Origin of the sequence: Meridianimarinicoccus roseus (assembly GCF_003172915.1) — a bacterium.
GTDB lineage: Bacteria > Pseudomonadota > Alphaproteobacteria > Rhodobacterales > Rhodobacteraceae > Meridianimarinicoccus > Meridianimarinicoccus roseus.
This window is the reverse complement of sequence record NZ_QGKU01000039.1, coordinates 66,912-91,878: the sequence shown is the minus strand read 5'-3', so window position 1 is coordinate 91,878 and position 24,967 is coordinate 66,912. Positions and strand designations below refer to the sequence as shown.

Genomic DNA, 24,967 nt, shown 5'->3' with positions numbered 1-24,967 from the left:
CAGACATGCGAACACGCGCCGCTGTTGCCGTTGAGGCAGGCAAGCCGCTTGAAATCATGGACGTGGAGCTTGACGGCCCGCGGGCCGGGGAGGTTCTTGTGGAGGTGAAGGCCACGGGTCTTTGCCACACGGACGAGTTCACGCGTTCGGGCGCGGACCCCGAGGGGATCTTTCCGGCGATCCTGGGTCACGAGGGCGCGGGCGTTGTCGTGGAGGTCGGCCCCGGCGTGACGAGCCTTGCGGTGGGGGACCACGTGATCCCGCTCTACACGCCGGAGTGCCGCGAATGCGAGTACTGCCTGAACCCGAAGACGAACCTGTGCCAGAAGGTGCGCGCGACGCAGGGCCAGGGTCTTCTGCCGGATGGCACGACGCGGTTCTCGATGCTCGACGGCACGCCGATCCACCACTACATGGGCTGCTCGACCTTCGCCAACCACACGGTCGTGCCTGAGATCGCGCTGGCGAAGATCCGCCCGGACGCGCCGTTCGACAAGGTGTGCTACATCGGCTGCGGCGTGACGACGGGGATCGGCGCGGTGATCAACACCGCCAAGGCCGAGATCGGCTGCCGGGGCGTGGTGTTCGGGCTTGGCGGGATCGGTCTGAACGTGATCCAGGGGCTGCGGCTTGCGGGCGCGGACCAGATCGTGGGCGTGGACCTGAACGACGACAAGGCCGAGATGGCGCGGCGCTTCGGGATGACCGATTTCGTGAACCCGTCGAAGGTCGACGGCGACCTGGTGGCGCATCTTGTGGCGCTGACCGGGGGCGGGGCGGACTACACGTTCGACGCGACGGGCAATGTGGGCGTGATGCGCACGGCGCTGGAATGCGCGCACAAGGGCTGGGGCGAGAGCATCATCATCGGGGTGGCGCCTGCGGGTGCCGAGATCGCGACGCGGCCGTTCCAGCTGGTGACGGGGCGTGTGTGGAAGGGCACGGCCTTCGGCGGGGCGCGCGGGCGCACCGACGTGCCGAGGATCGTGGACTGGTACATGGACGGCAAGATCGAGATCGACCCGATGATCACCCACAAGCTGACCCTCGACGAGATCAACCACGGGTTCGACCTGATGCACGAAGGCAAATCCATCCGCGCCGTCGTCGAATTCTGAGGACGCGCCGATGAGCGAGACAGCCCGCAGCCGGACCGGGACCCTGACGGCCCGGCTGCGGGCGCTTTACGAGGGCCGCAGCGACCGTGCGCACCGCTTCCGCTATGCGCTGCTGGCCTTCGATCTGCTGACGATCCTGTTCGTCATCGCCACGTCGTTCAGCACGCACGGCCCGGTGGTGGAGACGATCAACACCGCGCTGGGTGTGGTGCTGGCGGCCGAATTCGCGGCGCGGTTACTGATCGCGCGGCAGCGGCTGAAATTCCTTGCTTCGCCCTGGGTGATCGCCGACCTTGTCGCCGTTATGTCCTTCCTTGCGCCTCTGGCGGGCGAGGGGCTGGGCTTCCTGCGGGTGCTGCGCACGCTGCGGCTGCTGCGGGCCTACCCGCTGCTTTTCCGGCTGCGGAAGGATTTCGCCTTCTTCCGCCGCAACGAGGAGGTGATCGTAGCCTCCATTAACCTTGCGGTGTTCGTGTTCGTGATGACCGGGCTGGTCTATGCGACGCAACACAAGGTCAACCCGCAGATCGGAAACTACGGAGACGCGCTGTATTTCACAGTTACCGCGCTGACCACGACCGGCTTCGGCGACATCACGCTGGACGGCACGATGGGGCGGCTGATTTCGGTCGTGGTGATGGTCTGCGGCGTCACGCTGTTCCTGCGGCTGGCGCAGGTGCTGTTCCGCCCCCGCAAGGTGCGCGAGCCTTGCACGGTCTGTGGGCTGGAACTGCACGACGCCGACGCGGTCCATTGCAAGCATTGCGGCGAAGTGATCCGCATCGAGACGGAGGGGATGGAATGACGGTCGCGATCCGGCCCTTCGCGCCGGGCGATGAGGCTCCGCTTTGGGCGATGCTGGAGCCCGCCTTCCGCGCGGGCGACACCTATACCGTCGATCCGGGGATCTCGCGGGACGATGCGCTTGCCTTCTGGTGCGCGCCGGAGAAGCGGGTCTTCATCGCGCAGGCGGAAGGCCCCGTCGGGACCTATTACCTCAAGCCCAACCAGTCCGGCGGCGGCGCGCATGTCTGCAACTGCGGTTTCGTCACTCATCCGCAGGCGCGCGAGCAGGGCGTGGCGCAGGCGATGCTGGACCACGCGCTCGACACCGCCCGCGCGGCCGGATTCCGCGCGATGCAGTTCAATTTCGTGGTGGCGACAAATACGGGCGCAATCCGCATCTGGCAGCGCAACGGCTTCGAGACGGTGGGCCGGTTGCCCGGCGCGTTCCGGCACCCGGCCGAGGGCTATGTCGATGCGCTGGTCATGTACCGGTCTCTGGTTCTTGGCATCACGCCTGGGCCGCGCTGACCGGGATGGACGCGGGGCGCGGTGCTGCCGGTCCCGTCGCCCCGGTGCAAAGACCGGTGCACCCCCGTCCGCCGCGTTCAGCCCCGGCGGCGGGTGCGCAGGGCGGCGGTCAGGGCGAGGGCCCCGGCCATCAGCGGCAGCGCGCCGGGCAGCGGGATCGGCGGTGGGGTCTTTTCCTCTGGCGTAATGTCCACCTGCAAGGTCGCGCAAAGCGTCGATGTGCAACCCGCAACAAAAGACAGATTATTGAATGACAGGGTGATCCGGTTGTCGCCGGTGAGGTTGGCCGACACGCTTCTGTTAAAAAACCAAAAATCGGGAACGACGTGAAGCTGGACGAGATGCTCTCGATCGCGACGTCGGGTGATCGACCCAGGTCAGACCGTCGAGCACGACATCGAACGCTCTTGGGTTCAGGCCCCAAGCGAAAGAGTCACCCGATGAACCCGCGTCCAGAAACGAGAACAGCAGCGAGCTGTCCATCACGTCGATCTCGATCAGGGCATTGGGAAACTGAGAGAAGTTGGTGGGCGCGTCACTGACGATGCACTCAACCCCGGCGCCCACCATGATATCGGTGCAGGTGCTTTCCGAAAGGCCGCTGTCCAGTTGCGTGTGACCGCCAGTGTTGGAGATGCTGATCGTACTGCCGACCAGAGAGGCATGGGCCGCGGGGGCGAGCAGCACCCCGGCGACGACGGCAAGGGCGAAACGGTGCATGGGAGCTTTCCCTGAAAAATGAAAAAATCTTAACGAAGCGGATCAGCATTCGGTTAGCAGTGCAATTTTTTTCGATCACAGCTATTGCCGATACCGCTCAAACGCGGTGCTGCCCATTTGCGCGGTCGCCACCAAAACGGTCGCAATCCGGTTGTGGCGGCGCGCGGGATTTGAAACTGTGGGCGTGCTTCCGGCGGCGTTCCGGCACCCGTCCGACGGGTATGTCGATGCGCTGGTGATGTATCGAACCCTTTGACAGGAGGCCGCATGGCCGAGGACCGCCAGAAACTGCTTGCCGTGCTGATTGACGCGGACAACGTGCCCGCCAGCTATGCCGAGGCAATCTTCGAAGAGATCGCCAGTTTCGGCGAGGCCTCGATCCGGCGCATCTACGGCGATTTCGCCCGCGACGGGCTGCGCGGCTGGTCCAAGAAGCTGGCCAACCTCGCCATCGTGCCTATGCAGGCGCCCAGCAACACGCGCGGCAAGAACTCCAGCGACATAGCGCTGGTGATCGACGCGATGGACATCCTGCACACCGGGCGCTTCGACGGCTTCGTGCTGGTGTCCTCGGACAGCGATTTCACCCGGCTGGCCAGCCGCATCCGCGAGCAGGGGATCGACATCTACGGCATGGGCGAGCAGAAGACGCCCGAATCCTTCCGCCGGGCCTGCAAGCGTTTCATCTATGTCGAGAACCTGACCTCGGGCGACGCCGAGCCGCTGGAGGTCGCCGACGAGCCCGCCGACCAGCCCAGCCCGCGCAGCGCCAAGAAGCTCAAGCCGATCGACGCGCGCAACCTGATCTTTCGGGCCTTCGACGCGATCGAACAGGATGACGAATGGTATTCGCTTGGCCAGATCGGCCAGCACATCACCGCCGCAAACCCGGATTTCGACCCGCGCAACTACGGCAAGAAGAAGCTGTCGGACCTGATGGCCGAGTTGAAGATGTTCGAGTTGCGCCGCGGTCCCGGCAACCAGTTCGAGGCGCGGCGGCTGGACTGATCCGCGCGCCCGGTTCACGCTGGGTCACGCCTGTGTCACGACCGATCACAAGGCGACTTGCGTGCTATGCGGGTGCGATGGGCTGTGCCACTCTGGTTCTGCTGAGGGACTGGAGGGCATAAAATGCAACTGATACGGATAGCGGCGGGCGTGTGCGCGCTGGCCGGTGCGATGGCGGCAGGCGCGCCGCTGGCCGCGCAGGCGGCGGGTGAACGGATACGGATCACAGGCGAGATCATCGACACCTGGTGTTACTTTTCCGGCGTGATGGGCGGGCCCGAGGCGGTTGTCGGGTCGGCGCACCACACCTGCGCGCTGTGGTGTTCGGCGGGGGGGATCCCGGTCGGCCTGCTGGGCGAGGACGGCGAGGTGTACATGGTGCTGAAGATCGAGGGCGACGATGCCAGCGCCGGCGGTGACACGCAATTGCGCCTTGCCAGCCACGAGATCACCGCCGACGGGATGCTCTACCGGCGCGACGGGCTGAACTACCTTGTGGTGGCCGAGGTCGTGGCCGATGCGGGCATTGTCAATCACAGCCATGACGATTTCGGGGTGACGCCCGGCTTCGCCATTCCCGAACCCGCGGAGTGAGTGCCATGAGACGACTCGTGATGCTTGCGGCGCTGCTGGCGGCGGGACCGCTTGGGGCGCAGGATTTCTCGGCCGGGTCAGAGGCGCGGTCCTGGAACCTTTACGCCGAACAGCCTGCCCGGTTCGAGGCGCGGGTGGTGGACATGCTTTGCGCAGTGACCGGCGACTGCCCCGAGAATTGCGGCGCCGGGCGGCGCCAGATCGGCCTGCTCCGCGCGGCGGACGGGGTGCTGGTCTATCCCAACAAGAACGCACAGCCGATCTTCACCGGCGCGGCGGTGGACCTGCTGCCGTTCTGCGGCGCGGATGTGGAAGTGGACGGGCTGATGCTGGACGATCCGGACATCGGGGCGCGCAACATCTATCTCGTGCAGCGGGTGCGGCGGCTGGATGGCGGCGAGTGGGTGAACGCGCAGTCCTGGACCGAAGACTGGGCGGCGCGCAACCCGGACGCGGACGGCGAGGGACCGTGGTTCCGGCGCGACCCGCGGGTCGGTGCGTTGATCGAGAAGGACGGGTATCTCGGGCTCGGTCCGGAGGTGGACGCGGCCTTCATCGAGGACTGGTTCTGATGCGCGCGTTCGGTGCTTTGATGGCCTTCGGGCTTGGGGCGGGCGCGATGGCGGCGCCTGCGCTGGCCCATGACGGGGTGGTACATGGATCGGCGGAGGAGGCGGCACGGCACGCCGCAGCCCCGCCCGATGGGCCGACAGGCCGCGCCGGGGCGCTGCCCTTCGCGCTGGGCGGCCCCTTCGCGTTGACCGACCAGACCGGCGCACGGCGCACGCAGGCCGACCCGGCGGGCCGGATGCAGCTTCTGTTCTTTGGCTATGCCAATTGCCCGAGCATCTGTTCGGCGGCGTTGCCAATGATGGCCGATATCGTGGACCTGATGGCGGAAAGGGGTGTGGCGGCGGTGCCGGTGATGATCACTGTCGATCCCGCGCGCGACACGGTGGGCAGCATGGGCGCGCCGCTGAAGGCGATCCACCCGGCCTTCGTGGGGCTGACCGGCACGCCCGAAGCACTGGCGCAGGCGCGCACCGCCTTCGGTGTGCAAAGCGAGGTGGTGTTCACGGACCCTGAGCACGGCGACGTCTTCGCCCATGGCAGCCATGTCTACCTTCTGGACGCGGCGGGCACGGTGCTGACGCTGCTGCCGCCGATCCTTTCGGCAGAGCATGCGGCGGATATCGCCCTGCGCTACGCGCCCGGCGACAGCTGACTCAAGCGGAACGTCGGCTGGCGTCGGGCGGAGGCTATCGACCCGGCCCGCGTGCGCGGCGCCCGCGCCACCAGCGCAGCGCCAATCCCAGTGCGACCCCGGTGCCGATGGCTATCGTAAGGTCCGCCAGCACGGTCAGCGCCAGCGTCAGCAGCAGGAGCGCGAGATCGGCGGGCGGTGCACGCAGGTGACCGCGCCAGTGCTGCGGCTCGCTCATGTTCCATGCCGTCAGCATCAGCAACCCGGCCAGCGCGGGCAGCGCCAGCGCCCCGGCCAGCGGCGCGGCCACCGACATTACCGCAAGGATCACGGCGGCGTGGATCATGCCCGCCATCGGCGTCTGCCCGCCCGCGCGCACGTTCGTGGCTGTGCGCGCAATGGCGCCGGTGGCGGGCAGGCCGCCGAAGAGGGCGGAGCCGAGATTGGCTGCGCCTTGTGCGAGCAACTCGGCGTCGGGGCGGTGCCGCTGGCCAGTCATCCCGTCCGCGACCATCGCCGAAAGCAACGATTCTACCCCGGCCAGCACCGCGATCACCAGCGCCGAGGGCAACAGTTCCATCAGCCGTGCAGGCGACAGATCGGGCAGCGTCGGGGCGGGGAGCTGCGAGGGCAGCGCGCCGAACCGCCCGGCGAGCGTGTCAACCGGCAGGCCCAGAAACGCCACCAGCGCAGAGGTCAGTCCGACGGCCACGATCAGGCCGGGAAATCGCGGCGCGGCGCGGCGCAGCGCAACGATCAAGGCCATGCTGCCCAGACCCACCGCCAACGCCGGGACCGACAGCGTGCCGCGCGCCGCCCAGAGCGCGGGGGCCAGTTCAAGGGCGTCTGCGGGTGTATGCGACAGGCGCAAACCCAGCAGGTCCCGGATCTGGCTGAGCGCGATGATGCAGGCAATGCCGATGGTGAATCCGTGGATCACCGGGAGCGGCACCAGCCGCACGAGGCGCCCCGCGCGCAGCGCCCCCGCCACCAGCAGGATCAGCCCCGCCATGAAGGTTGCTGTGACCAGCCCGCCGAACCCGTGCGCCGCGATCACCCCGTGCACGACGACGATGAAGGCCCCTGTTGGTCCGCCGATCTGCACCTTGCTGCCGCCAAGTGCCGAGATCAGGAACCCCGCCACGATTGCGGTCACGACCCCGGTGCCCGGTTCGGCGCCCGAGGCGATGGCGATGGCAAGGCTGAGCGGCAGCGCCACCATCGCCACCGTTACGCCGGCGGCGAGGTCGGCCAGAAATTGCGGGCGGGAATAGCCGCGCAGCGAAGTGGCAAGTTGCGGGGTCATGGGATTGCGGTCATGGGGGCGGAACTGCCGCAGTAGGCGCGCGGTTCGTCCGACACGCAAGGGGCGCCCGTGTCGCATGGTCCGCACCGCGGCCTAAGCGGCCGCGACCTGCCGTCAGCGCGCGGCGCTGTAGCGGGCCATGAACATGTCCACCGCACCGCGGATCACGCGCTGGCGGTCGGCCTCGGTCACCTTGCCGGGCATGTTGAATACGACGCGCTGGAACAGGTCGGCCTTGCACAGTTCGGCGAACTGGTTTGCGGCAAGTTCCACATCGTCGATTGCCAGATCACCGCGGGCGACGGCGCGGTGCAGGAACTCGACCACCTTGGCTTGCGCCTGTTCTGGCCCGGAGCGGTAGAAGGTACGCCCGAGCTCGGGAAAGCGTTCGGCCTCGGCCACGCAGATGCGAAACACCTGCTGGCCAAAATCCGACAGCAGGAAGCCGGTCATCCGGTCGGCGATATCGGCCAGCGTCTCTTCGGTGCTCTGGCCCTGCTCGGCCTGAACCATCGCGGTTTCGGACTGGCGCAGGCATTCGCTTTTCGCGACTTCCATGAACAGCATCTTCTTGTCTGGAAAGTAGCTGTAGAGCGTAGCCTTGGAGACGCCCGCCGCCCTGGCGATGCTGTCCACGCTGGCCCCTTGGTAGCCTTCGCGCATGAAAATCTCGCGCGCACCTGCCACCACCTGGTCGAATTTCCGGCCCTTTCTGATTTTAGGGCTGTCTTCCTGCACGCGGTCCCCCCACCGATCTGACCCGCGCCTGCCAGGCGCCGGTGGAGCAACTTAAACCAAACGGTTCAGTCTGTGCAAGCGCCCCCTGAGATGCTAGCCGGTCGGCATGATCGACGTTTTCATGCAGACGCTGCCGTTTTTTGCGCTGATCGGGCTGGGGTACGGCGCCGCACGGGTTGGCATGTTCGGCCCCGAGGCGGTGGCGGCGCTGACCCGCTTCGTGTTCTACTTCGCGCTGTCGGCGATGCTGTTCCGGTTCTCGGCAGGACTGTCGCTCGGGCAGATCGTCGACTGGACGGTGGTGCAGGCGTATCTGTCGGCCAGCGTGGCGGTCTATCTGTTGGCGACGCTGGTGGCGATGCTGCGCCGGGTGAAGGTGGCCGAGGCCGCGATCGAGGCGCAATGCGCGATCATCGGAAACCTGGGGTTCCTCGGTATCCCGTTGCTCGTGCTGCTGCTGGGTGAGCGGGCCATCGGGCCACTTCTGTTGATGCTGTCGGTGGACCTGATCGTGTTCTCCAGCCTCGTGGTGATTTTGATCACCGGCAGCCGCGACGGGCGCATGTCGCCGGCTGTGTTGCGCACCGTCGGGCTGGGTCTGGTGCGCAACCCGATGATCCTGTCGATCCTGGCGGGGCTGGCGTGGTCGGGCCTGGGCTGGCCGGTGCCCGCCCCTGCAGACGCGTTCCTTGCGACGCTCGGCTCGGCGGCGACGCCGGGCGCGCTGTTCGCCATCGGTGCTTCGCTGGCCGGCAAGTCCGCCGAACGATTGTCTGTCGCGGGCTGGCTGAGTTTCTGCAAGCTGATCCTGCACCCGGCCGCGGTGGCGGTGGCCGCGCTGGCGGTTTTCGGGGTGGAGCGCGGCGTGGCCGGTGTGATGATCGCCACCGCGGCGCTGCCGGTCGCGGGCAATGTCTACATCCTGGCACAGCACTACGGGGTTGCGCCGCAACGGGTGTCGGCCTCCATCCTGATCTCGACCCTGTTCAGCGTGCTGACGATCCCGGCGGCGATCGCCTGGGCGTTGGGCTGAGGGTTGCCCGCGCGGGCGTGGCACGGTAGCCAGTGAGCGTCCGGCAAGGGGAGTGAACGGCATGGAAACGGTTTCGGAAAACCGGTGTTTCGGCGGCGTGCAGGGCGTCTATCGACACGCCTCGGCGGTGTGCGGCTGCGACATGACCTTTGGGCTGTTCATGCCCCCGCAGGCCGCCAGCGGACCGGTACCGCTGCTGTGGTACTTGTCGGGGCTGACCTGCACCCACGAGAACGCGATGACTAAGGCGGCGGCACAAGGCTGGGCCGCAGAGGCGGGGCTGGCGCTGTGCTTTCCCGATACCTCGCCGCGCGGCGCGGACATAGCCGACGACGCGGCCTATGACCTGGGGCAGGGCGCAGGGTTTTACGTGGACGCCACGCAGACCCCCTGGGCGCCGCATTTCAACATGTGGAGCTATGTGACCGAGGAACTTCCCCGCGCGCTGGACGCCGCCTTCCCGGTCGATCCGGAGCGGCAGGCGATCATGGGCCATTCGATGGGAGGGCACGGGGCGCTGACGGTAGCGATGAACCATCCGGGCCGCTTCGCCAGCGTGTCGGCCTTCGCGCCAATATCGCATCCCGTCGCCTCGGACTGGGGGCGCAAGCAGTTCACCGCCTACCTGGGGGCGGACGAAGGCACCTGGACGCGCCATGACGCCACTCTGCTGATGCAGGCGGGCGGCTTCGACGGGCCGGTGCTGATCGACCAGGGGTCCGAGGACCAGTTCCTGGACCTGCTCCGGCCCGGAGACCTTGCGCAGGCAATGGCGGCCCGCGTGCAGGACGGACAGTTCCGCATCCAGAAAGGGTACGATCACAGCTACTGGTTCATGCAGAGCTTCATGGAAGACCACATCGCCTTCCATGCCGAAGCGCTGGGGCTTTGAGGGACGGGTGACACGGCTCTACATCGATGCGGATGCCTGCCCTGTGAAGGACGAGGCGGAGCGCGTTGCCACCCGCCACGGGGTGGAAATGCTGGTGGTGCACAATGGGGGCTTGCGCCCGTCGCGCAACCCGCTTGTGCGCCATGTGATCGTGGAGGAAGGGCCGGACATGGCCGACCGCTGGATCGCGGCAGAATGCGGGCCGGGCGACGTTGTGGTGACCGGAGACATCCCGCTGGCCGATGCCTGCCTGAAGGCGGGGGCCGCTGTGATCCAGCACAACGGCGAGGCCCTGACACCCGCCAATATCGGCCCGCGCCTGGCGACACGTGACCTGATGAACGACATTCGTGCGGCGGATCCGTTCCATCAGGGGCGCGGCAAGGGCTTCGCGAAGGCGGACAGGTCGCGCTTCCTGTCCGCGCTCGATGCCGCGCTGGTCGCAGCGAGGAAGGGCCGGGCATGACCGTTCGCGCCGTGGTGTTCGACATCGGCAACGTGCTGATCCGCTGGGACCCGGCGCGCTTTTACGACGCGCGGATCGGTCCTGAGGCGAGGGCGGCGCTGTTTGCGCGGGTCGATCTGGACGGGATGAACCTGTCGGTGGACGCGGGGGCCGACCTGCACGACGCGGTAGAGGCGCTGGCCGCCGCGAATCCGGGCGATGCCGCGCTGATCCGCATGTGGCGGGACAACTGGCTGGATTTCGTGGTCGGGCCAATCAGGGGGTCGGTCGCGCTGCTGCGCCGCCTGCGAGCAGCGGGAATACCGGTGCACGCGCTGACCAATTTCGGCCACGCGCCGCTTGCGCTGGCCGATGCCGCCTATCCGTTCCTGCGCGAGTTCGACCGGCGCTTCGTGTCGGCCGAGTTGCGCCTGTGCAAGCCCGACCCCGCCATCTATGCGGCGGTGGAAGCCGTGGTGGACGCCCCGCCCGAGGGGCTGTTCTTCATCGATGACAAGCCCGAGAACATCGCCGCCGCTGCCGCGCGCGGCTGGCAGACACACCTGTTCACCGAGCCCGAGCCGCTGGTGTCCGCTCTGGCCGCGGCGGGCGTGACGGCGGCGCAGCCCTGACGGCCGCGCCGCAGAGCCGTTCACCGACCTTGGACCCGATTTGTTAACCAATTCGTGCATTTTCGGGGTGCCTTTTGGCGCAGGCAGGATATCCATCCTTTAGCAGGTATCGGACACCCTTCGATGCCACCTTTTGGATGGGTCGATTATGAAACGTAATTCAGTTTTCGCTGCCACGGCCGCAACGGCGTTGACGATCGCATTTTCCGCGCCCGCAAGCGCGGCACCGCTGAGCGCGGCAGAAGTTCTGAGCCTGTTCAATGGCGTGACCGCCGGAGACATGTCTTCCAGCCAGGAGGTCGAAGGGCGGCTCTATGTCGGTGGCAACCTGACGGGCAACACCCTTCAGGTCGGCTTCAAGGACGTCACGCCAAGCGACCTCGACGAGCTGATCGTCGTGGGCGATTCGACGATCGGCACGATCAACGCCCAGAACGGCAGCGACGTGACCATTGGCGGCAATGCCAGCGGCACGGTCGAGTTGAATGGAGGATCGCAGGGCACGCGCACGGCGCGCATCGGTGGCAGCTTCACCGGCAACGCGAACCAGGGCACGGTGCTCGATGGGCAGCAGGCGAACGATCCAAATTTTGCGGCCCGGTTCCCCGAGATCGATTTCGCCGCGCTGGAAGCGGACTCCGCGTTCTTTGCGACCCTGACCGGCACGGTGTTCGATACGTCGGACTTCAACAACAAGAAGATCGTCGGCGCGCCCGATGCGGATGGCCTGTCCGTCCACAACGCCACGCTGGCTGACCTGGCAGGTGGCGGCTACTCCATCGATCTGAACGGCGCGACCACAGTGCTTATTAACGTGGCCGGAACGGTGGGCAGCTTCGGGATGAACGCGCTTGGCGGCACAGGTGCGGTGGCCGAGAACGTGATCTGGAACTTCTTCGAGGCCACGTCGATCAATGTCGGTACCGCAATCATCGGGAGCGTGCTTGCGCCGCTGGCGGATATGACGGGCTTCGGCGGCTCTACCGAAGGCAGCGTCATCGCCCGGAGCATCACGCTCAGCAACGGCGAGCTGCACAGCCGCACCTTCGAGGGCACCGTACCCACGCGGTCGGCGCCCCCGCCGCCGCCCTCGACCATTCCGCTGCCCGCGGGTCTGCCACTGCTACTGGCGGGTCTGGGCGGGCTTGCGATCCTGCGCCGCCGCGCGGCCTGAACACTGTGCCCGCCGGTCGGTGAGGTGCACACGAATGCAGGGTGGCGCCGAAAGGGCCGCCCTGTTTTTCATATGGCGGACCGAAAAGGCCGCAGCGCGGCGGACACGGGGCGGGTTTTCCCGGCGCGCCGCGCGGGGTAATCCCTGCGCATGGTCGAACTGAAATACATCTACGCAACGCGCGCTTCGGAAGGGACGATCAAGGCGGACCCGGCGCAGGAAGCCGTCCTTCCAGAACTGGAGCGCATCCGGCAGGATCTTGCGGCGCCACCGCCCAAGCGCGGCCTTTTTGGGCGCGCGCCCAGGCCCGCGCCGGTGAAGGGGCTGTACCTGTGGGGCGGTGTCGGGCGCGGCAAGTCCTACCTGATGGACCTGTTCGTCACCCATGTGAGCGTGCCGAAGCGGCGGGTCCATTTCCACGCCTTCATGCAGGAGATCCACGCCGGCATGACCGAGGCGCGCAAGCGCGGCGTGGATGACGCGCTTGCGCCGGTGGCCGACAAACTGGTGCAGGAGGTGCGCCTTCTGGCCTTCGACGAAATGCAGATCACCGACATCACCGACGCGATGATCGTCGGCCGGTTGTTCGAACGGCTGTTCGACGCAGGCGTCGCGGTGGTCACCACGTCGAACCGGCATCCGGACGAGTTGTACAAGGACGGGCTGAACCGGGCGCTTTTCCTGCCTTTCATCGAGATGATCAAGGACCGGCTGACCGTGTGGGAACTGGCCAGCCCGACCGATTACCGGCAGGACCGGCTGGAAGGCGCGCAGGTCTACTTCCATCCCGCGGACGCGGCGGCGCGGGCGGCGGTCGACGATCTGTGGCACGACATGACCCACACGCCGCGCGCCCGCGCCCGCGCCACTGAGGCGCAGCAGAAGATGCAGCAGCGCGGCGTGGGCCTGCCTGGCGAGGACGGGCTGGTGCTGAAGGTCAAGGGGCGGGAGGTGCGGCTGGCGCGATTCCGCAACGGGGTCGCGCGGGTGTCGTTCTGGGACCTGTGCGGCGTGCCGCTGGGGCCGGCGGACTATCTTGCGGTGGCTGATGCGGTGCGTGTGCTGATCCTCGAGGACGTGCCGCGGCTGGGGATTTCCAACTTCAACGAGGCAAAGCGCTTCGTGACGCTGGTGGATGCGCTCTATGAGGCAGGCACGCGGCTGGTGGTGACGGCTGCAGATGCGCCCGAGCGGCTGTACCTGGAAGGCACCGGCGCGTTCGAGTTCGAGCGCACGGCAAGCCGCCTGCGCGAGATGCAGTCCGAGGGCTGGGGCGCCGACGGCTAGGGCGGTGGACAGCGCGGGCGCTTCGCGGTAGCAGAACGCCGGACCTTGGCAAGGACAAGACAGGCGATGGACGATCTTCGGGACAAGTATCTGGCGGCAATCGCGGACGCGGGCGACGAAGCCGCGCTGGAGGCGCTGCGCGTCTCGGCCGTCGGCAAGAAGGGCGAGATCAGCCTGAAGATGCGCGAGCTGGGCAAGATGACACCCGAGGAGCGCCAGACGGCGGGCCCGAAGCTCAATGCCCTGAAGGACGAGATCAACGCGGCGCTGTCGGCCAAGAAGGCCGCGCTGGCCGATGCCGCGCTGGACGAACGGCTGCGGGGCGAATGGCTGGACGTGACGCTGCCGGGGCGCGGTGCGGCGCGCGCCATGGGCAGCATCCACCCGGTCAGCCAGGTGATGGACGAGGTCACGGCCATTTTCGCCGACATGGGCTTCGCCGTGGCCGAAGGCCCACAGGTCGAAAGCGACTGGTACAATTTCGACGCGCTGAACATTCCTGGCCACCACCCTGCGCGGGCCGAGATGGACACGTTCTACATGGCGCGCGCCGAGGGTGACGACCGACCGCCCCACGTGCTGCGCACCCACACGAGCCCGGTGCAGATCCGCACGATGGAGGCGCAGGGCGCCCCGCTGCGGATCATCGCGCCGGGTCGGGTGTACCGTGCCGACTACGACCAGACGCACACCCCGATGTTCCACCAGATCGAGGGGCTGGCGATCGACCGCGACATTTCCATGGCCAACCTGAAATGGGTGCTGGAGGAATTCTTCGCGGCATTCTTCGGTCTGGAGGGAATCAAGACCCGCTTCCGCGCGTCGCACTTTCCGTTCACCGAACCATCCGCCGAGGTCGACATCCAATGTTCTTGGGTGGATGGCCAACTCCGCATTGGCGAAGGCGACGGATGGTTGGAAGTGCTGGGGTCAGGCATGGTGCACCCGAAGGTGCTGCAGGCCGCGAAGGTGGACCCGGCAGAGTGGCAGGGCTTTGCTTTCGGCATGGGGATAGACCGGATCGCGATGCTGAAATACGGCATCCCCGACCTGCGCGCGTTCTTCGATTCAGACCTGCGCTGGCTGCGCCACTACGGCTTCAGCGCGCTGGACGTGCCGACGCTGCATGGCGGGTTGAGCCGCTGAATCACAAACGGGGCACCATTGGCGCCCCGTTTTGGTGATCGTACGCGACAGGCTTATTCTGCCGCCGCCAATGCCCCCTCCGGCAGCTCGCCCGTCAGCACATAGCGCAAAATCTCCACCACCTGCTTGGGCTCTTCGGCTACGGCGAGCGCGGCCGCGTCCACCTCTTTCAGCGCGTGCTGGTGGTCCGGCCCATGCAGCACGATCAGCGACTTGCCAAGCGCCGCGGCATAGCCCGCGTCGAACGCCGCGTTCCACTGCTTGTACTTCTCGCCGAAGCGCACCACGACCACGTCCGCCCCTTCGATCCCGCGCCGGGTGCGGATCGCGTTGACCATCGCGCCCTTGTGGTCGTGCCAGTACTTGCTGGCCTCCGCGCCGAGGATGGCAACGCCGCAATCGTCGCTCGCTTCGTGGTTCGTCACCGGGCTGTCGAAGCTGACGTCCAGCCCTTTCGCGCCTTCTGTGATCTGTTCGCGCCAGTCGGTGTGGATCTCGCCGGACAGGTAGACCTTGAGTGTCATCTGCGTTGTTCCTTCCCTTGCTGTGGCGCAGCGCCGCCGGGGCGGTTCCGCGCCTGTTGTCCCGGGCGCTGTCAGCCGCGAAGCTGCCCGCCCGTTGCCTTGGCGACCTTCTCGATCACCTTCGCGCTGACGGCCTCGATGTCCTTTTCCGTCAGCGTCTTGCCAGTCGGTTGCAGCCGGACAGAGACGGCGAGTGACTTCTTGCCCGACCCCATCTGTGCCTCGGCTTTCTCGCCGGTAAACTCGTCGAAGACCGACACGCTTTCGATCAGCGCCTTGTCGGCGCCCGCTGCGGCGTTCACCACATCCTGCGCGGCCACCTGTGCATCCAGAACGAAGGCGAAGTCGCGCTCCACTGCCTGAAGCTCCGGCAGCGCGAGCGCCGGGCGGGTCGCGCCCTGCTTTCGCGGGAACGGCACCTCGGCCGGCCAGATCACGAAGGCCAGCGCCGGGCCCTTCACCTCGAATCTGGCCAGCACTTTCGGGTGCAGCTCTCCGAACAGCGCGATCGTCTTCTTCGGACCAAGGCCCAGCCGCGCCGAACGGCCGGGGTGAAACCACGCCGGCGCATCTCGGAAGGTCTGAGCCCGCGCGGGCGCACCGATGGCGGCCAGCACTGCTTCCATGTCGGCCTTGGCGTCGAACACGTCCAGCGGGCGCCGGGTGCCGTGCGGGTCGCGCGGGCCGCTGGCCCCGACCAGTAGCCCCGCCGCGACGGTCTGCTGTTCGCCCGGTTCTCCGCCCGAGAAGACAGGCCCCACCTCGCAAAGCGCCAGATCCGCCTGTCCGCGCGCCTGGTTGCGTGCAGCGGCCTGCAGCAGGCCGGGCAGCAGGTCCGGCCGCAGATGTGTCATCTCTTGGCTGATCGGGTTCTCCAGCCGGGCCGCGTCACTGCCGCCGAAGGCCGTCGCCGCCGCCCCGTCGATGAAGCTGTAGCTGACGCATTCATTGTAGCCGAGCGCTGCCAGCGCCCGGCGCGCGGCGCCAAGGCGCACCTGCATGGGAGTCAGCACAGGCTTCGGAACACCGGCCTGCACCCGCGCCAGCGGGCGCCCTTCGAGGCGCGTCAGCGACGCGATGCGCGCAACTTCTTCCACCAGGTCAGCCTCTCCCTGCACGTCGGGGCGCCACGGCGGCACATGCGCCAGATCGCCCACGATGCAGAACCCCAGCGCAGTCAGCGAGGCGCGCTGCGTGTCTGCCGGAATCGCCATGCCGACAAGGCTTTGCACCCGGTCGGTATCAAGCCGGTAAGCGCGCGCCACGTCGGGAACCGCTCCCGCGATGACCACGTCCGACGCCTCGCCCCCGGCGTGATCCAGGATCATCCGTGTCGCGTGTTCGATGCCGATGGGTGTCCAGGTCGGGTCGATCCCACGTTCGAACCGGTAGCGCGCGTCGGAATTGATCTTGAGCGCGCGGCCGGTGTAGGCGGTTCGCACCGGGTCGAAATAGGCGGCCTCCAGGAACACGTTGACGGTGTCTTCTGTCACGCCGGTGCGCAGCCCACCCATGACGCCTGCGATGCTTTCGACCCCAGTGTCGTCAGAGATCAGCGTCATGCCTTCGCTGAAGGTATAGTCCTTCTCGTCCAGCCCGGTCAGCGTCTCGCCGCCCACCGCGCGGTGAACGCGCAGCCCACCGATGATCTTGTCCGCGTCGAAGACGTGCAAGGGGCGGTTGCGGTCATAGGTGAAGAAGTTGGTCACATCGACAAGGAAGCTTATCGGCCGCAGGCCAATGGCGCGCAGCGCGGTCTGCAGCCAGGCGGGCGAGGGGCCGTTCTTCACGCCGCGGATCAACCGGCCGTAGAATACAGGGCATTGCTCCAGCGTGTCGGCGTCGATGCTGACCGGGATCGGGCAGGGGAAACTGCCGGGCACCGGATCGCATTCGCGGGTCTTCAGCGTGCCAAGCCCGCGCGCGGCAAGGTCGCGGGCGATGCCCTGAACACCCAGCGCGTCGGGCCGGTTGGGGGTGATGGCGATTTCGATCACCGGGTCCACCTTGGCGGGATCGTTCTGGGCCAGCCAGTCCGCAAAATTTTGTCCGACCTCGCCCGAGGGCAGCTCGATGATGCCGTCGTGTTCCTCGCTCAGTTCCATCTCGCGTTCGGAACACATCATGCCGTGGCTTTCGATGCCGCGGATCTTCCCGACCTGGATCGTGGTGTCGATGCCGGGGACATAGGTGCCGGGCTTGGCGACGACGACGGTGATGCCCGCGCGGGCATTGGGCGCGCCGCATATGATCTGCGCCTCGCCCGTGTCGGTCTGCACGGTGCAGACGCGCAGCTTGTCGGCATCGGGGTGCTTCTCGGCCTTCGTCACGTAGCCCAGCTTGAAGCCCGCAAGCTTCGCCGCGGGGTTCGTGACTTCTTCGACCTCGAGCCCGAGATCGGTCAGGGCCTCGGCGATCTCGTCCACCGTTGCGGTGGTGTCGAGGTGATCCTTGAGCCAGGAAAGCGTGAATTTCATGTGGTCGGTTCCGTCACTGCTGCGCGCCACGGCTTACCGCACGTGCGGGGCAATGTGAAGGCGCGGGCGCCGCGGCGCCGGGCCGGTCAGTCCTCCTCCAGCCGCTCCGCAAGCCGGGCCATGTCGCCCATTCGGTAGATCTGGATTTCGCGCACGAGGCGGAGCGTCGGTTTCATCATGAAGAACACCGAGCCGATGACGAACAGCCAGATCGCCTCGGTTTCCCAATCCGCCCAGAAAAACAGCACGGACCCGACGAGAAAACACAGCGCTGCGGCGAAATCGACAGCGGTGTGCGCAATCTCGTATGCGGCATAGACGCGGCGCGTGTCGGCGTTGAACTCGCGGTTGCTGGTTCGGAACAGTTTCATCGCAGTCTCCCGACTTCGGGCTTCTGGCTTCTGGCGGCGCGGGCCTTTCCGCACCTTCCGGGCTGAAGCGGCGTGCTGACCTAGCCGTCACCCGGTAGGATCAGGCCTTGGCCGGCCGCAATTGCAACGACCAGCCCGAGGGCGATCACAAGCGCGAGGATCCCGGCGAAGCGCCATCCGCGCGCGGCGCGCATTTCGGCCTCGGCAGCGGCGCGTTCGCCTTCCAGATCGCGCCGGGCGATGGCCCTGTCACGTTCGAAATGGGCCTGCCGTTCGTCCAGATCGGCCTGCGTCGCGGCCAGTGCCGCATCGCGCGTGTCGAGGATTTGCGCCTTTTGTTCAAGATGCTGGCGGGTCGCCGCCGCGTTCTCCTGCTGCACGTCGAGGCTGGCGCGCGCGGCGTCGAGTGCGTCGCGTTCGGCGGCGAGGCGGGAGGCGAGGGTATCGAGGGTGTCGCGTTCGGCTTTCAGGCGGGCGGCTTCGTCGGCCTGCAGGTCCATCGCGCCGCGATAGCCGGGCCGCAGGTCGCGCACGCGGTTGACGTAGAGCGTGCCCAGAAGCCGGCCGTCCGCGATCATCGCATCGAGCGCGTCATAGAGCGTGGTCCACGCGGCATCGGCCCCGGCCTCGTCCCCGGAAGCGGTTGGAATTTCAAAGAAATCCAGTGCGTCCTGCCAGGAAAGATCAAGCCGCCGCGGCGCGTTGGCGGGCGATTCATGCCAGTCGAGCACCCGTTTGAGCACCCGGATTTCAAGCTCGTTGTCGTGGGTCATGCGGTCAGAATCCCCATTCGCGTCTGCCTTGGCCTAGCAAGGCGCGCGGGCCATTGCACCCCAAAACAGGCGCGAACGCGGCGTATGACTCCCATATGACTCTCATATGAGTCCCGTAGGAGTCGGGCGCTGCCGCAAAAATCGGCAGACCGCGCACGGGGGCCGCGCCGCGCCCGCTTTATCCATCCTTGATCCATCGCTGCCGCTGGGTAAGGTGAACCACCGCGCCCCGGCAGGCGCCCTGATCCGGAGGCCCCCCGCGATGCTCCCGTCCACCGCCATGACGCTCCTGCGTGCCGACCCGACGACGTTCCTGCAGACCAACGGGCTGACCATAGACGGCGGCCCGGCGAACGGCGACACCGTCTATTGCTTCGGGCACAGCGACCAGGCGCATGCCTGGGCCGCCGGGGTCGGCGGGCCGAACGAGGTGTGGAAGGCGGGCGACGCGGCGGCCGGCGGCATGGGGATCACCGAAACGATGATGACGGGCCTGCGGCTGCAACCGGCGTTCAACCTGCAAATGATCCCGAACACGACCGCCGTGGCCTATAACGCGATCCTGCACGGGCACCTGACCGGCGCGGGCGCGGACATGATGTTCACCGGCACGCTGACCGGCTGCACGATCATCATCGTGGCGAACGCGGCGCGGACGGATGTGCGCATCGCCCACCTGCGCCCCGGCGGCCTGCGCGGCGGCGCGTTTTCGGAACAGGAACGCATCCGGGGCAGCGGGCAACTGAACGGGCAGGGGGCGACGCATCTCTTCGGGCCGAGCGATTACTACCACGGCACCTGCGGCTCGAACGTGATGGGGATCAGGGTCGGGGGCGCTTGGGAGATCTACGCCCAGGTCTTCGTGCGCAACCCCCGCAGCGTACGCGAGGTGCAGCGGGTGTTGTGAGGGGGGGCTTTCGGCCCAAAGCCGCCTTTCGAGCTAAGCGCAGCTATTGGCCACTCCCGGTTCGAAACGAACCTACATGTGACGCGATTAGATCACCGAGTAGGTTATGAATGGTGGGTTTAAGCCCACCCGTTCCTGGCATCAACGATAGCTTCCTCACGCAACACGGGGTACACGTAGGCATCAGAAGCGCGGTTATTAGATGACACGATGTCGACGCCTGACTACTGGCACGTCATGAACCACTTATTGCCCCATAAATTTCAGAATGTGGGCTAATGAACTCACTTTGCAGTCAAGAGAAAGTTTTTGTCTCAACCTGCGTCAGATATCGTTGAAACCTAAGATGCTGAACGTTATGCACGTCCAAAACGTAGCCGATGAAAAGTAGATCAATGCCTCATTTTGACCTGGACATTCCGAACTACGTTTCTGACCAATGCCCTCCAGACGATGCGCAAGCTGCAGATGGCACGTTCTATCGTCACGTTCCCGGCCCATCCTGGACGAACGACGATTTTGAGTCGGACTATAAGACAAATAAAAAACCTCTCCGCCCACCTGAAAAATGTGACTCATGGGCATGTTCTATCTTTGATAGCTGGCGGTCTGCTGAAGCTATGATGAAAAGATACAAGAAGTTTCGCCAGCAAGGCATGTGGCTGGAAGTTCAATTGAAAAATCATCATGGCGTAGTAAATCAAGGAAGCGGGCACCGCGACTTTTGGAAATATGTTGGAGCGGATGTTGTTTCGTCATGCAAGGTGATACCGTGAGCGAAATGTGGAGCATGGACGATCCGGCGCTTTCTGACATGGCAAACATGCAGATTCGAGTTACGGAGGTTCTTGAGAAGTATGACGACCCTATCTTATTTACTTCAAAGGTTGGGTTCGAGGATTATATATTCCTGAACGTTTTGGACCTTGAAGATGGATTCATATTTGTAGCTTCTTCAATAACCGAAGAGGCTATATTTCTTCTCAAGAGAAATAAGCTTTCCATTTTGGGCGCATTGCGCTCAGGCGATTTCATCGTGGTAGAATGCGCGTCTGACTATATTGTTCGCCGGTATTGGCCAATCAACATTGACCGTTTCGATCAGTCACTGCTGCCGGATCCCGGAGCCGCATTGTCGTTGGAAGTTGATGGTGTTGCAGATACTATAGATCAAGCGAAGAGTTACTTTTCAATTCGTCTATCCGGCGGCACGTTGGATCATGAAAGGATGGCTTTTCACCAGTTCAAAAAAATGGTGGATAATGCTTATATGGTTGCCCGTAAACTTTTGGCTCCAGCGGAAGTTAAGTACTCCAAAAGCCAGGTGTATGATTTTCAGATCACAGAGCCAGAGTTTGGATCTCTAATAATAAACATTGAAAGACCTAATCTCCCGAGGAAAGAAATTGTATCGAATTACTTTAAGGGTGACTCCGTCAGTCAAGATGATTTGAGAAAGGTCTTTTGGGAAGCTAAGGGTAAGACCCTGAATAACTTACAAGATCTCAAAAACGCTCTTGACCTAGGGCAGCTCGATGACGCTGCGGTTTCTAACTTTGCGCTCTTAATTAGGGATATGTCCTCGATATTTCCGGATCGGAGAGATGCTTTCTCAGATATTGAATTTTCTGGAGAAGTGGACGGCTCTTGGAGAACGCTGAAGTTTGATGGTAATGATACTGAAGAGCTAAAAGAGGCGTATCGAAAGTTTTTTGAGAAGCCGCAGTTTGTGACTGGCGTTATCTCCATCATCAATGAAGGGACGCTGAATGTAGTTATCAAGGTTCTTGGTACGAATGAGGTACGGTGCAATTTTAGCGCTGAAGACTTTGCGGAGATGAAGGCTATGGAGCACTTCCAGACGGGAAATATGTTGCGCGCTCACGGAACTATCTTTAGCCGATCCCGGCGCGATATTATGAACTGTGACAGGGTCGCCACTATCTTCGCGAAGACGGAAGTCCCCAACTAACTATTAGATTTTGGGGCTCCTGAGCTTCTCTGCGTAGTGGTCCTTAGGCGTCATTTTTTGTATCTTCGCGATTGCAACCACCTCGCAGGTTGTCGCCCACTCGGCACCGGTCGGCAAACAACCTTTCCCCTCCCAATGGAGGCCCACTCGTATATAGAGAATTGGTCTTTCAAACACTGTGGGGCTTATATCTGTTGGCTGACCGGCCTGTGAGCCGCAGGCAGCGTAGTACGAAATGGTACCATTACCGCAGGCTGCTGCCGTTCGACACATTCACAGCAAAAGCCTGCTTTCCGCCCAACGTGCCTGCCTCGGCGCTATCGCCGAACCAAAAAAGCCCCCTTCTTGGGGGGCCTTTCCGTCTTCTCTGTCCTGCCGCTTACAGCGTCAGGTTGGGGATGATCTGTTTCTTGCGGCTCATGACGCCGGGCAGGACCACGGTGTCGCCCTCCACCGTCGCGCCGAAGCTTTTCTCGGCCACGGTCTTCACCAGCTCGTTCGGGACCAGCAGCGTCGCTTCCTCGCGCAGGATGTCGACGACGAAGAGCAGCACCTCGTCCGCGCCGTCCTCGGCCGCCACGGTGGGCATGGCGGCCATCAGGCTGTCCTTGCGGCCCAGCGGGATCTCGGGCGCGGTGGTTTCCAGCACGGACACGCGGAAGGTCTTGCCGCCGACGTCGAACTTCTTGCTGTCCATGCGGATCAGCTCGGCATCCGAGAAGGCCGACACGTCGGACTTGGCCGCGAACATCTCGGCCGCGTAGGCGGTGAGGTCGAGCCCGAGATCGGCGGCGAGGCTTTCGGCCAGCGCCTTGTCGGCCGGCGTGGTGGTCGGCGAGCGGAATTCGAGCGTGTCGGACAGGATGCAGGAGAGCATCGCGCCGCGGATGCCTTCGGGCATCTTCGCCGCGTCGTCGCCCATCAGGTCGTGCAGGATGGTGGCGGTGCAGGCGACGGGGCGCACGGTGATGGAGATGGGGCCCTTGGTTTCCAGCCCGCCGACGAGCTTGTGGTGGTCGATGATCTCAAGGATGTCGGCGGCGTTGATGCCCTCGGGCAGCTCGGCGGGGTTGTTGGTGTCGACGATGACGACCTGCTCGCCCTCAGCCACGGTGTCGATGATCGCGGGCTTGGCGAGGGACCAGCGGTCGAGCACGAAGGCGGCTTCGGTGTTCGGTTCGCCCAGCAGGACGGCTTCGGCCGGGGTGCCGCGGATTTCGCTGAGGTACCAGGCCCAGATCAGCGGGCTTCCGGTGGAATCGGTGTCGGGGGCCATGTGGCCGAAAACCTTGATGGTCATGTCTGTCCGTCCGTTGTGTTTCCGCGCGCGGTATAGGCCGCTTGGCGGGGCCTGTCACGGGCGCGGCGCCGGGTTTTTCGCCGCAGCTGCAACATGTGCGCGCGGGCGCGGCCGGGAGTGTTGGTTTTGTGGGCGGCGGGTGCTAAGGCGCGCCTTGTAACGGCCTTGTCACAGACCAGAGGACCCACGCCATGCCGCACCCCGTCGAACCCAAGCTGATTTCGGGCAATGCCAACCGGCCGCTGGCCGAGGCCGTCGCGCGGCGCATGTCGATGCATCGCGGCATGAACGTGGGGCTGGTGGACGCCCGGATCGAGCGGTTCAACGACGCCGAGATCTTCGTGGAGGTGTTCGAGAACGTGCGCGGCGAGGACATGTTCATCATCCAGCCGACGTCGAACCCGGCGAACGACAACCTGATGGAACTGCTGATCATGGCCGACGCGCTGCGCCGGTCGAGCGCGGGGCGGATCACGGCGGTGATCCCTTATTTCGGCTATGCGCGTCAGGACCGGCGCACGAAGGCGCGCACGCCGATCTCGGCCAAGCTGGTGGCGAACATGATCACGCAGGGCGGGATCGAGCGAGTGCTGACGATGGATCTGCACGCGGCGCAGATCCAGGGTTTCTTCGATATCCCGGTGGACAACCTCTATGCCTCGCCGGTGTTCGCGCTGGATATCGAGCATCAGTTCAAGGGGCGGCTGGACGAGCTGATGGTGATTTCACCAGACGTGGGCGGCGTGGCGCGGGCGCGGGAGCTGGCGCAGCGGATCGGCTGCCCGCTGGCGATTGTGGACAAACGGCGCGAGAAGGCCGGCGAGGTCGCCGAGATGACGGTCATCGGCGACGTGACCGGCAAGACCTGCATCATCGTGGACGACCTGTGCGATACGGCCGGCACGCTGTGCAAAGCGGCCGACGTGCTGCTGGAGGCGGGGGCATCCGAAGTCCATTCCTACATCACCCACGGCGTGATGTCCGGCCCGGCGGTCGAGCGGGTGACCAAATCACGCATGAAGAGCCTTGTGCTGACCGACACGATCGCCCCATCGGCCGCGGTGCGGGCGGCCGAGAATATCCGCGTGGTACCGGTCGCGCCGGTCTTCGCGCAGGCGATCCTGAACATCTGGAACGGCACGTCGGTGTCGTCGCTGTTCGCAACGGAGACACTTGGTCCGATCTACGAGGGGCTCTACCCGCGCGGCTGACGGTCCGCGGGCAGCGGCGCCCGCCGTGCGGTCAGGCCGCAGCGCCGGTCGCGGTTTCGGCCGCGGCGCGGATCGCGCGGATATTGGCTCCGTAGGGGGCCGGATCGGCCACGCTGCCGCCCCGGAAAACCGCCGAACCCGCGACCAGCACATCGGCGCCCGCCATCGCGATGCGGGGCGCGGTGTCGGGGGTCACGCCGCCATCTACCTGAAGATGGATCGGCCGGTCGCCGATCATCGCGCGCAGCGCGGCGATGGTGTTCAACTGGCTTTCGATGAAGCTTTGGCCGCCGAAGCCTGGATTTACGGTCATCACGCAGATCAGGTCCACCATGTCCATCAGCGGCGCGGCGGCTTGCGGCGCGGTGCCGGGATTGAGCGCGAGCCCCGCCTTGCAGCCCGCAGCCCGGATCGCCTGAAGGGTGCGGTGAATATGCGGGCCGGCTTCGAGATGGGCGGTGATGATGTCGGCGCCCGCCTTGGCGAAGGCGTCGATATAGGGATCGACAGGCGCGATCATCAGGTGGACGTCCATGACGGTCTTGATGTGCGGGCGGATCGCGGCGCAAAGCGGCGGACCGAAGGTCAGGTTCGGAACGAAATGGCCATCCATCACGTCCACATGCACCCAGTCGGCGCCTTGCGCCTCGATCGCCTGAATTTCGCGCCCGAAATCGGCGAAATCGGCGGAAAGGATGGATGGGGCGATCTTGATGGGACGGGACATGGCGCGGCTCCGGTTTGGGATGCGCGCCCTATAGCGGGCGAGCGGGCGCAAGGGCAAGGCTTGGCGCCGCCTGCACCCTGCCGTCATGGTCCCT

General features: G+C 65.4%; 27 protein-coding genes. 18 read left to right on the top strand and 9 right to left on the bottom strand.

Translation table 11 applies throughout. The features are described from left to right. Positions 1-5 precede the first annotated feature (5 nt). Genes DKT77_RS13260 through DKT77_RS13250 form a run of 3 tightly spaced genes read left to right on the top strand, consistent with a single transcriptional unit; the run spans position 6 to position 2,432 of the window. Positions 6-1,118: an S-(hydroxymethyl)glutathione dehydrogenase/class III alcohol dehydrogenase gene (locus DKT77_RS13260; RefSeq protein ID WP_109810121.1), complete on the top strand. Its 1,113-nt coding sequence runs from the start codon at positions 6-8 to the stop codon at positions 1,116-1,118. A 10-nt stretch (positions 1,119-1,128) separates the two neighbouring features. Then, positions 1,129-1,923: a potassium channel family protein gene (locus DKT77_RS13255; RefSeq protein ID WP_109812176.1), complete on the top strand. Its 795-nt coding sequence runs from the start codon at positions 1,129-1,131 to the stop codon at positions 1,921-1,923. Then, positions 1,920-2,432, top strand: coding sequence for a GNAT family N-acetyltransferase (locus tag DKT77_RS13250; RefSeq protein ID WP_109812175.1), 513 nt, complete (start codon positions 1,920-1,922; stop codon positions 2,430-2,432). Before DKT77_RS13255 ends, DKT77_RS13250 begins: the two co-directional genes overlap by 4 nt. Before the next feature lie 300 nt (positions 2,433-2,732). Here the strand turns inward: DKT77_RS13250 and DKT77_RS13240 are convergent, their stop codons facing one another. Then, positions 2,733-3,152 carry a hypothetical protein gene (locus DKT77_RS13240; RefSeq protein ID WP_109812173.1) on the bottom strand — a complete coding sequence of 140 codons (420 nt, stop codon included), beginning with the start codon at positions 3,150-3,152 and terminating at the stop codon, positions 2,733-2,735. A 267-nt stretch (positions 3,153-3,419) separates the two neighbouring features. Between DKT77_RS13240 and DKT77_RS13230 the strand changes: the two genes are divergently transcribed. The 4 genes from DKT77_RS13230 to DKT77_RS13215 all read left to right on the top strand — a co-directional run bounded on the left by DKT77_RS13230 (position 3,420) and on the right by DKT77_RS13215 (position 5,979). Next, a complete protein-coding gene (locus tag DKT77_RS13230) occupies positions 3,420-4,160 on the top strand; it encodes an NYN domain-containing protein (RefSeq protein ID WP_109812172.1) in 741 nt (246 codons plus the stop codon). A gap of 123 nt (positions 4,161-4,283) precedes the next feature. Beyond that, entirely contained in the window at positions 4,284-4,754 is a 471-nt protein-coding gene (locus tag DKT77_RS13225) for a hypothetical protein (RefSeq protein ID WP_238547880.1), read from the top strand. 5 nt (positions 4,755-4,759) lie between these two features. Next, a complete protein-coding gene (locus tag DKT77_RS13220) occupies positions 4,760-5,326 on the top strand; it encodes a hypothetical protein (RefSeq protein WP_109812171.1) in 567 nt (188 codons plus the stop codon). Further along, the gene (locus DKT77_RS13215; RefSeq protein ID WP_109812170.1) at positions 5,326-5,979 is read left to right on the top strand and encodes an SCO family protein; all 654 of its coding nucleotides are present in this window, start codon (positions 5,326-5,328) and stop codon (positions 5,977-5,979) included. Before DKT77_RS13220 ends, DKT77_RS13215 begins: the two co-directional genes overlap by 1 nt. A gap of 34 nt (positions 5,980-6,013) precedes the next feature. Here the strand turns inward: DKT77_RS13215 and DKT77_RS13210 are convergent, their stop codons facing one another. Both DKT77_RS13210 and DKT77_RS13205 read right to left on the bottom strand, forming a co-directional pair. Continuing rightward, positions 6,014-7,264, bottom strand: a complete 1,251-nt coding sequence (locus tag DKT77_RS13210; protein ID WP_109812169.1) for a SulP family inorganic anion transporter — start codon at positions 7,262-7,264, stop codon at positions 6,014-6,016. Between the two features lie 114 nt (positions 7,265-7,378). Continuing rightward, positions 7,379-8,002, bottom strand: coding sequence for a TetR/AcrR family transcriptional regulator (locus tag DKT77_RS13205; RefSeq protein WP_109812168.1), 624 nt, complete (start codon positions 8,000-8,002; stop codon positions 7,379-7,381). A 106-nt stretch (positions 8,003-8,108) separates the two neighbouring features. Here DKT77_RS13205 and DKT77_RS13200 point away from each other — a divergent pair, with 106 nt between their 5' ends. From DKT77_RS13200 to pheS, 7 genes are all read left to right on the top strand, one after another. After that, positions 8,109-9,035 (top strand): AEC family transporter, encoded by a 927-nt coding sequence (locus DKT77_RS13200; protein ID WP_109812167.1) that lies wholly within the window; start codon positions 8,109-8,111, stop codon positions 9,033-9,035. A gap of 61 nt (positions 9,036-9,096) precedes the next feature. Next, a complete protein-coding gene (gene fghA / locus DKT77_RS13195) occupies positions 9,097-9,927 on the top strand; it encodes an S-formylglutathione hydrolase (RefSeq protein ID WP_109812166.1) in 831 nt (276 codons plus the stop codon). A 7-nt stretch (positions 9,928-9,934) separates the two neighbouring features. Next, positions 9,935-10,393 carry a YaiI/YqxD family protein gene (locus tag DKT77_RS13190; RefSeq protein ID WP_238547879.1) on the top strand — a complete coding sequence of 153 codons (459 nt, stop codon included), beginning with the start codon at positions 9,935-9,937 and terminating at the stop codon, positions 10,391-10,393. Beyond that, entirely contained in the window at positions 10,390-11,004 is a 615-nt protein-coding gene (locus DKT77_RS13185) for an HAD family hydrolase (protein WP_109812164.1), read from the top strand. Before DKT77_RS13190 ends, DKT77_RS13185 begins: the two co-directional genes overlap by 4 nt. 148 nt (positions 11,005-11,152) lie before the next feature. Continuing rightward, the gene (locus DKT77_RS13180; RefSeq protein ID WP_109812185.1) at positions 11,153-12,178 is read left to right on the top strand and encodes a choice-of-anchor A family protein; all 1,026 of its coding nucleotides are present in this window, start codon (positions 11,153-11,155) and stop codon (positions 12,176-12,178) included. 150 nt (positions 12,179-12,328) lie between these two features. Further along, positions 12,329-13,465 (top strand): cell division protein ZapE, encoded by a 1,137-nt coding sequence (gene zapE / locus DKT77_RS13175; RefSeq protein WP_109812163.1) that lies wholly within the window; start codon positions 12,329-12,331, stop codon positions 13,463-13,465. Between the two features lie 66 nt (positions 13,466-13,531). Beyond that, the gene (gene pheS, locus DKT77_RS13170; RefSeq protein WP_109812162.1) at positions 13,532-14,611 is read left to right on the top strand and encodes a phenylalanine--tRNA ligase subunit alpha; all 1,080 of its coding nucleotides are present in this window, start codon (positions 13,532-13,534) and stop codon (positions 14,609-14,611) included. A 53-nt stretch (positions 14,612-14,664) separates the two neighbouring features. Here pheS and DKT77_RS13165 read toward each other — a convergent pair whose 3' ends face one another. The 4 genes from DKT77_RS13165 to DKT77_RS13150 all read right to left on the bottom strand — a co-directional run bounded on the left by DKT77_RS13165 (position 14,665) and on the right by DKT77_RS13150 (position 18,756). Further along, a complete protein-coding gene (locus DKT77_RS13165; RefSeq protein WP_109812161.1) occupies positions 14,665-15,135 on the bottom strand; it encodes a YtoQ family protein in 471 nt (156 codons plus the stop codon). 71 nt (positions 15,136-15,206) lie between these two features. Then, a complete protein-coding gene (gene pheT, locus DKT77_RS13160; protein ID WP_109812160.1) occupies positions 15,207-17,612 on the bottom strand; it encodes a phenylalanine--tRNA ligase subunit beta in 2,406 nt (801 codons plus the stop codon). A gap of 86 nt (positions 17,613-17,698) precedes the next feature. Then, positions 17,699-17,983, bottom strand: a complete 285-nt coding sequence (locus DKT77_RS13155) for a YrhK family protein (protein WP_109812159.1) — start codon at positions 17,981-17,983, stop codon at positions 17,699-17,701. Between the two features lie 80 nt (positions 17,984-18,063). After that, positions 18,064-18,756, bottom strand: coding sequence for a hypothetical protein (locus DKT77_RS13150; protein WP_109812158.1), 693 nt, complete (start codon positions 18,754-18,756; stop codon positions 18,064-18,066). 262 nt (positions 18,757-19,018) lie between these two features. Here DKT77_RS13150 and DKT77_RS13145 point away from each other — a divergent pair, with 262 nt between their 5' ends. The 3 genes from DKT77_RS13145 to DKT77_RS13140 all read left to right on the top strand — a co-directional run bounded on the left by DKT77_RS13145 (position 19,019) and on the right by DKT77_RS13140 (position 21,635). Next, complete coding sequence (locus DKT77_RS13145) at positions 19,019-19,663, top strand: hypothetical protein (protein WP_109812157.1); 645 nt, start codon at positions 19,019-19,021, stop codon at positions 19,661-19,663. A 395-nt stretch (positions 19,664-20,058) separates the two neighbouring features. Further along, on the top strand, positions 20,059-20,439 hold the full coding sequence (locus tag DKT77_RS20705) for a hypothetical protein (RefSeq protein WP_146205002.1): 381 nt from the start codon (positions 20,059-20,061) through the stop codon (positions 20,437-20,439). Next, entirely contained in the window at positions 20,436-21,635 is a 1,200-nt protein-coding gene (locus DKT77_RS13140) for a hypothetical protein (RefSeq protein ID WP_146205001.1), read from the top strand. Before DKT77_RS20705 ends, DKT77_RS13140 begins: the two co-directional genes overlap by 4 nt. 379 nt (positions 21,636-22,014) lie before the next feature. Here DKT77_RS13140 and DKT77_RS13135 read toward each other — a convergent pair whose 3' ends face one another. Then, positions 22,015-22,935 carry a manganese-dependent inorganic pyrophosphatase gene (locus tag DKT77_RS13135; RefSeq protein ID WP_109812155.1) on the bottom strand — a complete coding sequence of 307 codons (921 nt, stop codon included), beginning with the start codon at positions 22,933-22,935 and terminating at the stop codon, positions 22,015-22,017. 191 nt (positions 22,936-23,126) lie between these two features. Between DKT77_RS13135 and DKT77_RS13130 the strand changes: the two genes are divergently transcribed. Next, complete coding sequence (locus tag DKT77_RS13130) at positions 23,127-24,146, top strand: ribose-phosphate pyrophosphokinase (protein WP_109812154.1); 1,020 nt, start codon at positions 23,127-23,129, stop codon at positions 24,144-24,146. 31 nt (positions 24,147-24,177) lie between these two features. On the opposite strand, the gene rpe is transcribed toward DKT77_RS13130, so the two are convergent. Further along, the gene (gene rpe, locus DKT77_RS13125) at positions 24,178-24,873 is read right to left on the bottom strand and encodes a ribulose-phosphate 3-epimerase (protein ID WP_109812153.1); all 696 of its coding nucleotides are present in this window, start codon (positions 24,871-24,873) and stop codon (positions 24,178-24,180) included. Between the last annotated feature and the right edge of the window lie 94 nt (positions 24,874-24,967).